Raw genomic sequence first — 14372 nt, 5'->3', positions numbered from 1 at the left:
TGAAATTTAACCTATTGTAAATCAGGTATAAGTACTGGTATTGATTGTGTTTAGTATGTCTAAATTCGTCTTGCTTAAGCAATTAAGAGGCGTCTCCCGAAAAGCCTTAACAGAGTAGGGCAATCCAATAAACAACTAAATCATGTCAACACCCCCAGTAATCACAGTACCTATTACAGATCAGCAACATCTGTTATTTTTATTTATTCCATTAAAAAAAGGCACTTTGCCCGAAGCATTACTTGCTGCTCAAAGCATTAGAGAAGCTGCCACTACAGAACCTCCCGTTGGAGATCTCCGTAAAACAACAGGAGTACATTATTTTACCATTTATGCACAAGCAGACGGAGCTCCAACTCCAGGGATACCTGTTCCGGGATTTCAGTCTTATCCGGGAAAAGATGTATTGGTAGTAATGTCTATCTATGACGGGCAATTTGATGATTATATCGGAGCGTTCTTCAAGATAAAGGAGGTTGTGAAGGGTTTAAACTTCTTGTTACATCTTATGGACGAAGAAGGAATTCCGGGTGTGGATCCGGATGGACCAACATCGGCAAAATTTATAAGAGACAAAGACAGAGGCGGAGTGGTTAAAAATAAAGCTGCATTTTACTGCTTGTTGATGCGTTACAATTTTGGAGATCCTGTTTTTTCTGCAGGTGATAAAGATGGAAAATATATTTTTGGCACCAACTTTCCAGGACTTACAGTAGCAAAAATTATTGATAACTATCCAAATGCCGATAAAACATGGCCAGCAGTTCCGGGTCAGGTAAGTTATAATTTCCCAAAAGCTCAAAAACCGGATTGCGAATAGTTTTAAATCTAATCTTAATGAAGATAAACGATGAGTAATTCCAATCAAATTGAGATGAATGATATACAGGGACTAATATTACGAGGTTATAATTTCCCTCACATCCGATATATTATTTTCAGTATAAAAGATCCCGACGGAGCAAAACAATTTTGTGCAGATCTTGCTTCGGGAACCGCTCCCGGTGGTTTGTCGATCACCAGTGCAGAGCCTTGGGAAAACATGCAAAAACCGGACTATTGTCTTAATATTGGTTTTACATACTTCGGTTTAGAAAAACTGATAGGTAAAGATAATAGTAAAACGGTCAAGGATGACTCGAGTGCCGAAGTATTTCTAGCCTTTAAAAAAGGAGCAATAACTGATGCCCGACTAATGGGTGACACCGGAGAGAGTGCTCCTGCAAACTGGTGGAAAAACGGAGGGTGGATTGCAAAAGAAGCACCAAGTACTGATGGCAGTGAGCTTCATATTCAATTGACGCTTTTTACCTTAACAACTGAAAACAGAGAAAAATACTATTCGGATTTGTTGGGTATGATAGCCGAAACGCCATCAGGACCAGCTGTAGTTCCGGCATATTATCAGGATTCAGATCCCATAACCGTCGACGGAAATTCAGATTATGTACATTTTGGATATCGCGATAGTTTGTCTCAGCCACGTATTGATGATATTTTGTGGAACAAACCCAAAATGCTAAAATTAATGGGCATAAGCAGTATCGATGACCGACCAAAAGTACCTTTGGATCGCTTTGTAATAAGTAAAAAAGCAAAGGATTATAATGCCCATACCCTATTAGTAAATGGCACTTTTGCGGCTTTTAGATTGTTGTATCAGGACGAAGCCAAGTTTAATGCTTTCATTCATTCCAACAGTGAAACTTCACCCGAATTAATGGCTGCAAAGATTTGCGGACGCTGGCGCGACGGTACACCTCTTGTTGTATCTCCCAATAAAGAAGATAAAAGTCTGGGAGAACCCAGTACCAAAAACTTCAACTTTACCAACTTTAATTACTTAAAGGCAAGTCCAAATCAGCAAGGCGATCAAAGCAGTGATGAACTGGCTTTAAAATGTCCTTATGCAGCACACATACGGAGAGCAAACCCACGTGATGACATAAACGTGACCGACAATGATGATAATGCCGAAACCCATCGAATTCTAAGGCGGGCATCACCTTACGGTCCCGTGTATGATCCTGCCGAAAAACCTGGCATACAACGAGGATTGGTTGGATTGTTTATTGGAGCTGTTCTTGATTTTCAGTTTCGTTTTGTTACCAAAGCCTGGTTGGAGCGGGGAGGTTTTAGAAATCCGGATACATCACCCAATCGTAGTGGAGTTGATCCAATTTTTGGACCACAGGTCGAAGATACTAGTCCGGACAATTCTATTTTTGCTTATAATAAAAAGGGAACTTATATAGAAACCCCAAACCTAACACGTTTTGTGCGTACAGATGGTAGTTTGTATTTGTTTTTACCCAGTATTTCAGGTTTGAAATTCATCTCAGAAGGGAAAATTCCGGCGTAGTATAAAATCGAGAATTCCTCTAGATATGGTTAAGAAGTTAGGGGTTTATTCGAGCTCTTTTATAAAATGGAAAAAGCGCTGCAAAAATTTGTAGCGCTTTTTCTATTTCATAAATCACAGTAATTAATTTATAAGCAACTTCTTAACTTCTGTATAATTTTGAGTTTCTATTTTAACAAAATAGATTCCTTTGCTAAGTATTTTTAAATCCAAATTAGTCTTTTCAGAAACATTAAAATCCCCACTTTGAATCTTTGCACCTAAAACATTATATATTTCTATATTTTTTATTTCAGTATGGTCATTAGTAGTAACATAAATTCTTTCATTTAAGGAGGCTGGATTTGGGAAAAGGTTAATATTACTTAACTTATCTAACTTTGAATTGTCTTTATCGGGATTATTCAGTCCAAGCAGTCCTTCCATTTTTAAGTAATAAAGTTCAGCTCCGCCGTTTTCGGTATATCCTGTTAGAATTAAGTTCTGACCATAATTTACTAAACTCATAATTCCTTCATTTTCTTTAAAATTTTCAGAATTACTTACGTTAACTTCAAAATAGTTCGGTGTCCTTATTCCATCATTGAAATAATAAATTTTTTTGCTTGACATACCATTTTTGATATAAAGTAAATTATTTTGAACACAAGTGCAATTAGAAATGTATCCGAAGGGTAGTGGCTCTATTTTTTCAAGAGAAACAGTATTATTAGTTGTTCCATCGGTCCGCCATATTTCATTTTCAATCGAATAAAGATCACTACTCGTAGTAAAATATAAATATTTCCCACAAGATTTTAGAGATTTAAAATAATTACCAATCGGTAAATCGTTTTTTAAAATATTTGTACCTGAAGTTGTACCATCAGATTTTAGTATTGCTTGCCCTTGATCCGTTTGTAGAGTACAATAAAAATCGTTATTGTATACAACACCTTGTACAAATTGATTATCTACAGGCATCCATTTACCTAATAATTTTGTTCCGTTTTGTGTACCATCTGTTGACCACAAACTATCATATCCCGATCCGTAATTAGGATTAGCTGTAGTAGTTTTAAAGAAAAATTTTCCCTTTACTGAATTTATTATTATTGGTGGATTACTTAGACCTCCTGTTGATTGAGTATTGATAATTTTAATTGTTCCTCCTGAAGTCCCATCCGTTTTCCAAATAGAATAATCATTACCATCAAAAGCAGAGAAGTATAACGTGTTATTTATTACTGCAAAATATTTCTCGTTTGTAATAAGATAGGGATTAAAATACGGTATATTCGAACCATATATCCCACTTCCTGATCCGGGATTAATGTCTTTAAGCATATAAGTTCCCTCGTCAGTTCCATCACTTCTCCATAGCTCTTCACCGTGAACTTTATCATCAGCTTTAAAATAAAAAACATTATTAAATTCCATAAGTAACTGATAATCACTTAAACCACTAGCGCTTCCTGGAGCAATATCTTTTACTAATTGAGTTCCATTTTCTGAGCCATCTGTTTTGTATAATTCAAAACCGGTAGAACCATCTGTTGTTCTAAAAAAAACATTTTTTCCTGACTTAGTAAAAATAAATTTATAGTCACTAGAAATAAAATTATTTCTAACCTCTATGTCTTTAAGCATTCTGGTACCTTCAATTGTACCATCGGTTATAAATACTTCTTCTTGATTAACTCCATTATTAGCTGCGAAAATTAGTTTACCATCAAAATGGGTAAATTTTTTAGGATTAGAAGAGCCCCTGTGATCAATATCTTTAACCAATACAGTGTTATTTATTGTACCATCAGTTTTCCACAATTCAACGCCATTTATGCCATTATATCCCGCTTGGAAATAAATGTTATTGTTTAATTCTATAAAATCTAATTCATAAGCTGTAGTCGATCTTGTTTCAATGTCCTTTAGAATGTTAGTCCCCAAGGTTGTTCCGTCGCTTTTCCATAAACTACTGGAATCATGATTGTTTTCTGATGCTGAGAAAATTAAGAAATTAGCAGTTGAAGTCAGTTTGTAAATATAACTGCCAAGTAGTCCTGGCCAGATATCTTTAACTATTTGTGTTCCATTTTCTGTACCATCTGTTGCCCATAATTCTGTTCCTAGAGTCCCGTCATTAGCCGTAAAGAAAACTTTATTGTTGAAGGTAACAAATTGAGCGTTAAATAGGGAGCTCTGTAATGATAAAGGATTAATATCTTTTAAGAAAAAGGTTCCAGCAGCTGTTCCATCGCTTTTCCATAATTCTATTCCAACAGATGGAGCTGCAGCAGCAAAAACAAAATAGGAATCTGTTGTAGCCCCATTTATATTGCTAAAATTACCACTATATCCAGGAATTAGTTCTTTAAATAATTGTGTACCATTTGTTGTTCCATCACTTCTCCATAATTCGTTTCCATTTTCACCATCATTTGCAAGAAAATAAAAATTATCTTTAAAAACGATAAATTTACCTGGAGGCATCATACTGTTGTATAGTCCTGGATTTATATCTTTTAGCATAGTTGTACCATCTGTTGTACCGTCACTTTTCCATAATTCATTTCCGTTTATTCCATCGTTAGCTAAAAAAAACAATGCATCATTAAAAAAGAAAAACTCTGAAATATCACTGCCTTTAATTCCATTTCTGATATCTTTTAGAATTTTTGTTCCAGAAGCAGTTCCATCACTAATCCATAGCTCCTGTCCATTAATATTATCATTTGCACTAAATACAATATTGTTTTCGTATGCAATAAGGTTAGTTATTGAGCTGCTTCCGACGGGATTAATATCTTTTACAATATAAGTTCCATTAGTTGTGCCATCACTTCTCCATAATTCTTGTCCACTTACCCCATCATTTGCAGAGAAATATAAAATTTCATCTATCACAAAAAAAACAGAATTTTCAATACCACTATATTCTCCTGGATAAATATCTTTAACCAACGTCGTAATGTTTGTAACAGGATTGAATGTCCATAATTCTCTTCCCTCGGTCTTATTTTCAGCCGAAAAGAAGATTTTCGTCTTTGTTTTAGTTAAATTTTTAGGACCGTAACCTTGCCCAGTAAGGTTAATTTCGATCGCAGTTGCATCATAAGTTGTGGCTAATGTCTGAGCTTTTATAAAGTTTATAAAAAGAAATAATGCAAATAGTAGTGTTTTCTTCATGTATTTTTTTTTATTCTAAAAGTAATTGAATTAGTTAAATAGCGATTTTAGCTTGATTTAATCAAATGACGAATTTAAAAAAAACATTAAGATTTAAAACTGTTTAGTAATTAAAAGTAAGAAATATGTGTATGTGTGTGTTTATTAAATGTTTTTCACAAGATTGATTATACAAAAATGGATCTATTTAATCTAATTCTAATCCTCAGAAGAACATAATAAAATCTCACAAAACCCCTACTAGCCCTTCAACAACTTCCCCAAATGCTCCACTTTATCATTTTCAGCCAGAACCAAGCATTTGTATAGTGCTACAACCTTATCAATCGAACTAAATTTTGAATTTGATTGTTATTTTATTTTCAAGAAGAAACCGTAACAAATTATTATTTTATTCAAATTTGTTCCAAAAACGGTAACATTTTTTCTAAAATTCTAATTTTGTTTCAAAAAGCGTAACAAAATATTTTTAATTCCTGTTTTGTTTCAAAAACTTTTAAATGTAAACAGACACGCTAAAACAAAAAAAGAGATCTCGTTTGAGATCTCTCTTTTATATGAATGATATTATGTTTAAAAAAGAATTACTTCTCTTTCAATAATTTTTCTAAATATTCTACTTTCTCTTTCTCCGCCAAAACCAAGCGTTCGTAAAGTTCCACGACTTTGTCAAGTGGATTGAAATTAGGCTGAATGCAAATTGAGTTGATAGTTGAACTATCGTGACTAGTATTGGTAAAAGTATTATTTATAACATTAAGTACTGTTTCGTCACTATAATTTTTAATTGCTTCAGCCGAAACGCCAAGTACCTCAGCAATTTTTGCCAGTTTTTCATCATCAACGATTTCGCTTCCTTCAATATTAGAAACAGATTGTTGGCTCACACCAATAGCAATTGCTAAAGCTTCTTGTTTCATACCTCTCAGTTCTCTGATTCGGCTAATGTTTCTGCCGATATGTTTTGGTTTTGTTACTGTGCTCATAGTTCAAAGATATTTAAAATTGTTGAGAAATTATTGTTGTAGTAAAACACAAGTCTGCCTTAGTGATATACAATTTTACTTTGTTGGAAATCATGCCATCTATTGCTTAATTTCGACTCAAACAAAAGTAATCTTTTTCATACGAATGAAAAATTATAAATCTAAAAACTTAACGCCATGCAAAAAGAAAATTACACTCCGCAAAATCAAAATGAAGTAATCTCAGCAGTAGCTCAATTTCTGTCGGTGCTTTGGATGGAAGGAGAATTTAGATACCAACCCGATTATTTAACCGAAATTTTTGAGGACATTCTCAAAACCGAAATTGGAGACGATCTCGATCTGCGAACCAAAATGATCAGTTGTATTAAAACCAGTAAAATGCTGGCAAAAGCCTTAGATCCTTTTACTGATCAGGAAATCGAAAAAGCCAGTATCGAAATGTTGAACCCAAATTAGCACTTAAAAAAATGAACGCGGATTAAGCAGATTCGCTTTGCAAAAACGCTGATAAAAACGGATTTCTAAGGGACATATAAAAAGAACTTATAACATTAAGAATAAAAATTATCTTCAGACAAATAATATAAAAAAATCTGCGTACATCCGCGTGCTTTTTTAACCGCAAAGACCGCAAAGGTTTACGCAAGGAACGCAGAAACCTTTTACTGATTAGGAAATCGAAAAAGCCTGTATTCAAATCCTGAATCCATGACATTGTTATAAAAAAAAGCGCTGCAAAATTTGCAGCGCTTCCTAGTAAAAACTGTTTTAAAAAAATTATGAATGATTTAGAAATCCGAATCCGTAAACAAAAGAATCATCAACTATAGGGTTAAAAAGTCTGATGTTTTTATTTAATATTAATTACATTTATTTTCAATTTGTTTCCACTTCCGGCAGAAACAAATACCAGTTTTTTGCCGTCTTTGGTTATTTTCATAGATTGACCATGATTTAATAAAGCCTCTGGATATTCTTCTATTTTAGAGATTATATTTCCATTAAGATCTGCAAGCGCAAAATAAGTACCTACAGCTGTTTTTTCATCCTTAAATACATTCCATGCAAGAAGTATTTTATCATTTCCATACAAATGCATCTGCATGCCCCATCCAACAAAATTTTCGGTATTTTCTGTTACCCAGGCTTCTTTTAATGTACTAGGTTTATTTGCTTGCATTCCTCCAAGAATAACAAGTTTAAGATCTCTTTGTTTTCTGCCATGTTCTGTGCAATACATCACTGCTACATTTCCATTGGGCAATTCTATAAAATCTCCCGTTCTGGTTCCGGTATAATTATTATTTCCGGGATTATCGGGAATTTTATCGAAATATCGGTAACGCGTTCCGTTTCCAGTGACTAAATAAACTTCCTGATCCCATATCTCTGTCAAAAGTGCCCTGTTATTACCAGCATCTCCATGTGCCAAAGTATAGTACTTTTTACTGTTATGAGATGGTATTAAGATTCTTTGATCAAAATTATGCGAGATATACCACTCATCCCCACTATTCTGACCTTTACTATCTTTTATTGGTTCTCCTGTTGACGCATTCATAAAAGCAATCCATCCTGCCTGATGTCCTCCATATCCATGACGTCCAGAATACAGCCCTAAAACATTTTCTTTTTTATTATATATAATTTGACTTGTACTCGATGTTCCCGGATCCCAAAATCCGTCTCCAAAATTAGCACTCATGCCTATTCCGGAAAACTTTACACTGCCCGATTCATCAAATCTGGTATATACTGCATCATGATAAACCCTTGCATCATTTGGTCCTTTGTTTGGTTTAGAATAACCTACAATATAATCTCCGTTTTTTAAACCGCAAAAGTTCAAATACCAGCTATCTCGTACATTAGCAACAGCAGGTACAGGAATGTTTTTTACAAAGCTTTTGGTGTCAAGAGAAATTTTGCTCAGCTTACGACCAGCGCTTGAAGTTTCGCTTTTATTCAGCCATAACACATCAACGCTATTGTCATCATTAATCTCAAAATTAATATAGGGACTAAAACCATAACTACTTTTTGCGCCTCGGTATCCCATACTGGCAATAGTATTTATATTGTATGGCGTACCATTTACATCTACTTCAAAAGAAGAATAGCCACCTAATATACTTGTGTCCTTATCTTTAATTTCTTCAACTACAACCGGTTTATTTTCACTTGATTTCTCTTCCTCATGAGAGCATGAGGCGAAAGCCATAAGAATGAGGCTTAAACTTATAATCTTTTTCATTGTTTTTGTTTTTGTTTTAAAAAAATACCTTTAAACGATCAATAACTTATTATTCAATACTTAAGTGCAAAGATATAATGTGAAAAACGTAACATTTTTGGTATGTAAGAAGTGGTATGTATGATGTAATAACTGGTTTTTCTGTGTAAGAACTGGTAAAACCACACTCTTTTTAAACCCTTAAAATTGAAATTACTGCTTCTTCAGAAGCTCAAAAATGCCTAAAAAAGAGAGATTATAAGCAGCTATCAAAAAGGAATTAGTCAAATTAGAGAAAACTTCTAAAATGATGATGCTGTTTGAAATTAAAAAAATTGACTTATAAAGTAGTCACGAAAAAAGCAAATCAAAACTAAACCTTTAGTTTTTCATTTTTTTGGGGTAAGACGTCATTTATAACTTACACGGTAAGAACCTCGCAGCTCCCATGATGTAATACAGGGAAATTACAGGAATTGGCAATAAAACACAATTGGTTGGCTTTGGTATGAAGTGCATTCGCCAGTTCGATCTGATTAGCGTTAGCAATTTTTACTTTAGGGTTTAAATGAGCCAAAACAAAGCGCCCACTTCCGTTGGGGGAAACTTCAAGCGTTGCTTCTGCCTCATCTGAATATTCGAGAACTTCTATTCCGTTTTGAGAGCATACATACAAATACGACATCATGTGACAGGAAACCAAACTGCTCAATAGCAAATCTTCGGGATTGTACAATTCAGGATCACCCTTAAAAGCTTTGGCTGCCGAAACATCTAAAACCGGTTTTCCCTCAATCCGAATCTGGTGGCTTTTGCTGTAAAACCTCTTAGTTGAATCTTCCTGCTTTTGCTTTAAAGTCCATTTTACTACTGCTCTAAATAGATGTTTCATTTCGATTGTCGCTTTTGTTCTTGCGAAGTTATGGTTTTTGAATTAATCCTTCGAAAGAGCAAACTTCAAACTTCTCTAAAACAAAAAGTGGCCAGAATTGCTTCCGGTCATTCTCTCTAATTGGGGAATTGAGTCTGTAATTATTTTATTGGATGTGGCGCTATCAATTGAACAGTTGCAATTCGGTTATCCACATAATTTATTCCCGTCAAACAGGCTTGTTTACCTAATGGTCTTGTTACACCAATAAAATAATCTTTATCAAAATCATGTTTAACAAAACCCGTTTATCTTCAAAATGATCTTTAAAATACTTCTCATATAAGTACGAATTTTCCTTCTATTGTATTGCGTAAAAATGACACTTTGCAGTATAAATAGGCGTTTTATTCAAAAAAACTCGCGAAAAAAGTTAAAAAATGATCGCTTTGATAATGATATTAGCATCAAAAAACCATTACTTTTGTAGGATGTAACTTTTACAAACAGTTACATTTTTAAATGCAAATACGACATTTAATAAATTGAATAACAAAATTAAAAGGCTTAAATATTTACCACTAAAAATTTGAATATGCTTAACAGTTATAGTGCTGCAGATAAAGTTTTATTAGCAGTAGATTGCATTATTTTTGGATTTGATCGTGAAGGTTTGAAAATTCTTTTAATCAAAAGAGGCTTTGAACCCGAAAAAGGAAAATGGTCATTGATGGGAGGTTTATTAAAACAAGATGAAGTACTGGACAATGCCGCTATAAGAGTTTTAAATACTTATACAGGTTTACACGATGTTTATATGGAGCAGTTATATGCTTACAGCGACATTGATCGTGACCCGGCAGAAAGAACCATTTCAGTTTCGTATTATGCTTTGATTAATATTGAAAACCACAATGCCGAGCTAATTAAAAACTACCATGCTCAATGGTTTAGCGTTGCCGATGCCCCAAGTTTAATTTTTGATCATAACGAAATGGTAGAACAAGCCATTAAAATGTTGCGTTATAAAACTTCTATCAAACCAATTGGTTTTGAATTGCTTCCTGAAAAATTCACAATGCGTCAATTATTAGAATTGTATGAAGCTATTTTGAGCAAAGAATTAGACAAACGAAACTTTATCAGCAAAATTAATTCGATGGAGATTCTGAACAAACTGGACGAAAAAGACATGCAGTCTTCCCGAAAAGGATCTTATCTCTACACCTTCAATAAGGAAAAATACGAGGAAAAATTACGCAACAATTTTGTTTTGAACTTGTAAAAGTCTGGCGGTACGGTCTTAAAAAATAAGCTTAAAATTTTACGGCACAGTCCAAATAATTGTACAAAAACTAAAAAATCATAATGAGTTTCGAATCAGTAGAGACGATTTATTTTCTATTTGTTCCTTGTGCCCCAGTAATACCATATTGGCCAAAATTTCTCCCATCATTTCAAAATCCGTTGAAATGGTGGTAATGCCATTGGCAACAACCTTTTTTAAAGGAGTTTCATTATAGGAAATAATCCCAAAATCGGTTCCGAGTTTGAGACTTTGCGATCTTGCATTTTCAATTACACGAACCAAATCACGATCGTTTGGAATAATGTACAAATCTCCTACACTAATCTCACCGTTTGTAAATTCGGTGATAATATCATGTTTAAGATCATACTTTGTACAAAAAGCAATAAAGCCGGTTTTCATTCCCAATGGTTCTCTAAATCCAGGGAAAATCAGAATGAGCTTTTTATACTTATTCATTCTCGCTTTTCCTTTAATTAAACCTTCGAAAATATCTTTCTCGTGATTTTGATAGATCGCCGGATACGATTTTAGATCCGAATTGGTTTGATCCAGTATGATAACTTCCCCTACTGGTAGGTTTTTTATAGCATCGGTCACATCGGTTAAATTGGTCGGCATTATAATGTATTTTGTATAATTTCCGTTACTGTCAGTAATCAGTTTTTGAAATACCTGAACATTAAAGTGATGAAAGAAAATATCGACCTGAACATTTTTTCCAATATTTTTTATGAACGAATTGTAGATGTCTTCTTTAAAACTGTTTAACTCATCAAACAGTAAAAAAATCTTCTGTTTGATATTGATTTCAACGCTTTTAACATAATAACCCTTGCCCGGAATGGCATAAATAATTCCCCTTTTTTTGAGCTCATCATAACCTAATAATACGGTATCACGTGATAACGAAAAAGCCAGACAAACTTTATTTACTGACGGAAGCCGATCCCCTTTTACCAATTTTTCTTCTTCAATTGCTTTTTCTACAGACAGAATTATCTGTTTGTATTTGGGCAAACCAATATTACTTTGAATGGAAATTATGTTCATACAAAAATGGATTTTGGTGCAATATACAAAAAACTGGTAGGTACTGGTATGTAAAAACAGATATTGTTTCTATTTTTGGATTTCATTTTTGGTAAAAAAAATATGGAAATAAAACGTATATCACATATTCTGGATAAATCTGCCATGAAATCATTTGGTTTATTACCCGATAACGAAGAAATTCTTTCTTTTGAATTATGTAATAAAAACGGGATGAAAGCACAAATTATCAATTACGGTGCGACATTAACCTCTCTGCAAATTCCGGTTGCAACGGTCGGACTTGTTGATGTTGTTTTAGGTTTCGATACTTTGCAATCTTATCTGGCTTCTTATGATTTACCAAGTGCTCCTTACCTCGGGACTACTGTTGGGCGTTACGCCGGACGAATCGATAAAGGTGCTTTTACTTTAAACGATAAAACCTTTCAACTGAATACCAATAATAACGGTAATGCTTTACATGGCGGAAACATTGGCTTTGGACAAAAAATATGGAACATTACCCATATTACTTCCGGCGATAATCCTTCGATAATTTTAAGTCTTTTGAGTGAAGATTTAGAAGAGCATTACCCGGGAGCTTTGCAGGTTGATTTAACTTATACCTTAACCGAAGAAAACGAATTAAAATTAGAATATACGGCCACCTCAACCAAAGATACTGTCGTAAATCTTACGCATCACAGTTATTTTAATCTTGACGGACATGATGCAGACTTGTCAAATCAAATGCTATTTATTGATTCTGATAAAATATTGGAAACTAATGCAGAGAATATCCCAACAGGAAATTTCATTGCTCTTTCTCAGCATGATTTTGATTTTAGAGTGCCTAAAAAGTGTCCGGAATCGATTGACAATTCTTTTGTAATCGAGTCAGAAAATAAGGTCGCTGCCATTTTATCAAGTGCTAAAAACAATCTGCAGATGAAGGTTTTTACCAATCAGCCCAGCATTCATATTTATGTAGGCGGGAATTGTTTCGAGACTTTAAGAGGAAAAGAAAATGCAACTTACCACCCATTTAGCGGAATTTGTTTCGAAACACAAAACTTTCCGGATGCACCTAACCACAGACATTTTCCGAATTCGGTTTTAAAAAAAGGCGAAACCTATCACCACAAAACCCTTTACCAATTTGAAAACATCAACTAACTGTTAAAAAGACAACCAGAATTACAAGCTATTTCTTTCAACCCCAACATAATGAATGATATTCTAATACAAAACACAATCGCCTTTTTTGAAAAGTCGTTCGGATCGGCTCCTCAAAAAGTCGTGCTCTCTCCCGGAAGGATCAATATTATCGGAGAACATATTGATTACAATGACGGCTATGTTTTACCAGCGGCCATTGACAAAATAATTTGTTTTGCCTTTGAGAAAAACAATACCAACAGTTCTAAAATAATTGCCATCGATTTGAACGAAGCCTTTGAAATTGATTTAAAAGCAGAAATCCGTTTAAGTGACGATGTCTGGACAAATTATCTTCGCGGTGTAATCAAGCAATTACAGGAGAACGGTTTTGTATTCGAAGGTTTCAACTGTGTTTTTAGCAGTAACATTCCGGTGGGTTCAGGTTTATCTTCTTCGGCGGCTTTAGAATGCGGAATGATTTTCGGAATCACAGCACTCTTCGATTTAAAAATCAAAAAAGCCGACATCGCTTTACTAGGACAAAAGGCCGAACACTGGGTGGGTATCAATTGTGGTATTATGGATCAGTTTTCAAGCGTTCATGGTCTTGAAAACAAGGTTATAAAGCTAGATTGTAATACGCTGGATTTTGAATATCACAATGCTGATTTTAAAGATTATGCTCTGGTTTTGTTTGACAGTAATGTAAAACATTCCCTTTTTACCTCTGAATACAATACCAGAAGACTGGAGTGCGAACAAGGTCTAACGATTATAAAACATCATTTTCCACAAATAAAAAGCTTTAGAGATTGTACCGAAGAACAGCTTTTGAGCATTCAGGATCAAATGACACCGACCATTTTTAAAAGAGTACATTTTGTCGTAAAGGAAATTAACCGCGTAGTAAAGGCCTGCGAAGCTTTAGATCAGGGAAATATTGAACTTTTAGGACAATTGCTTTTTGAAGCACATTATGGTTTATCACAAGAATACGAAGTAAGTTGTCCCGAGCTGGATATGCTCGTAAATAATGCAAAAACAAATGATTTTATTGTTGGGTCACGCCTAATGGGGGGTGGTTTTGGGGGGTGCACCATCAATTTTATTAAAAAAGGGTATGAAAATGAGGTAAAAAACAAGTTTTCAAATCTTTATTTAAATACATTTGGGATTGAATTAAAATTCTATGATGTAACAATATCTAACGGAACAAGACTACTTTAATATCATAAAAACTACAA

11 protein-coding genes are annotated in these 14372 nt (G+C 34.1%); 6 read left to right on the top strand and 5 right to left on the bottom strand.

What is annotated here, in order from left to right; translation table 11 throughout:
• Positions 1–142 precede the first annotated feature (142 nt).
• Both AC3IS6_RS05705 and AC3IS6_RS05700 read left to right on the top strand, forming a co-directional pair.
• Positions 143–820, top strand: coding sequence for a hypothetical protein (locus AC3IS6_RS05705; RefSeq protein WP_489164052.1), 678 nt, complete (start codon positions 143–145; stop codon positions 818–820).
• A gap of 30 nt (positions 821–850) precedes the next feature.
• Positions 851–2362 (top strand): hypothetical protein, encoded by a 1512-nt coding sequence (locus AC3IS6_RS05700; RefSeq protein ID WP_489164051.1) that lies wholly within the window; start codon positions 851–853, stop codon positions 2360–2362.
• A gap of 123 nt (positions 2363–2485) precedes the next feature.
• On the opposite strand, the gene AC3IS6_RS05695 is transcribed toward AC3IS6_RS05700, so the two are convergent.
• Both AC3IS6_RS05695 and AC3IS6_RS05690 read right to left on the bottom strand, forming a co-directional pair.
• Positions 2486–5530, bottom strand: coding sequence for an ELWxxDGT repeat protein (locus tag AC3IS6_RS05695; protein WP_489164050.1), 3045 nt, complete (start codon positions 5528–5530; stop codon positions 2486–2488).
• Positions 5531–6114: 584 nt separating this feature from the next.
• Positions 6115–6516 (bottom strand): helix-turn-helix domain-containing protein, encoded by a 402-nt coding sequence (locus AC3IS6_RS05690; RefSeq protein WP_489164049.1) that lies wholly within the window; start codon positions 6514–6516, stop codon positions 6115–6117.
• Positions 6517–6693: 177 nt separating this feature from the next.
• Between AC3IS6_RS05690 and AC3IS6_RS05685 the strand changes: the two genes are divergently transcribed.
• Entirely contained in the window at positions 6694–6975 is a 282-nt protein-coding gene (locus AC3IS6_RS05685; RefSeq protein ID WP_489164048.1) for a hypothetical protein, read from the top strand.
• 394 nt (positions 6976–7369) lie between these two features.
• Here AC3IS6_RS05685 and AC3IS6_RS05680 read toward each other — a convergent pair whose 3' ends face one another.
• A complete protein-coding gene (locus AC3IS6_RS05680; RefSeq protein WP_489164047.1) occupies positions 7370–8773 on the bottom strand; it encodes a hypothetical protein in 1404 nt (467 codons plus the stop codon).
• Positions 8774–9173: 400 nt separating this feature from the next.
• Positions 9174–9644, bottom strand: coding sequence for an OsmC family protein (locus AC3IS6_RS05675; RefSeq protein ID WP_489164046.1), 471 nt, complete (start codon positions 9642–9644; stop codon positions 9174–9176).
• A 574-nt stretch (positions 9645–10218) separates the two neighbouring features.
• Between AC3IS6_RS05675 and AC3IS6_RS05670 the strand changes: the two genes are divergently transcribed.
• Positions 10219–10908: an NUDIX hydrolase gene (locus AC3IS6_RS05670; RefSeq protein ID WP_489164045.1), complete on the top strand. Its 690-nt coding sequence runs from the start codon at positions 10219–10221 to the stop codon at positions 10906–10908.
• Between the two features lie 78 nt (positions 10909–10986).
• Here AC3IS6_RS05670 and AC3IS6_RS05665 read toward each other — a convergent pair whose 3' ends face one another.
• The gene (locus AC3IS6_RS05665) at positions 10987–11985 is read right to left on the bottom strand and encodes a GntR family transcriptional regulator (RefSeq protein WP_489164044.1); all 999 of its coding nucleotides are present in this window, start codon (positions 11983–11985) and stop codon (positions 10987–10989) included.
• A gap of 102 nt (positions 11986–12087) precedes the next feature.
• Between AC3IS6_RS05665 and AC3IS6_RS05660 the strand changes: the two genes are divergently transcribed.
• Positions 12088–13143: an aldose epimerase family protein gene (locus AC3IS6_RS05660; protein WP_489164043.1), complete on the top strand. Its 1056-nt coding sequence runs from the start codon at positions 12088–12090 to the stop codon at positions 13141–13143.
• Between the two features lie 51 nt (positions 13144–13194).
• Entirely contained in the window at positions 13195–14355 is a 1161-nt protein-coding gene (gene galK / locus AC3IS6_RS05655) for a galactokinase (RefSeq protein ID WP_489164042.1), read from the top strand.
• Positions 14356–14372: the final 17 nt, after the last annotated feature.

This window comes from Flavobacterium sp. KH_035, from assembly GCF_057839565.1.
The sequence above is the reverse complement of the archived record's forward strand: the minus strand, read 5'-3'. Positions and strand labels throughout refer to the sequence as shown.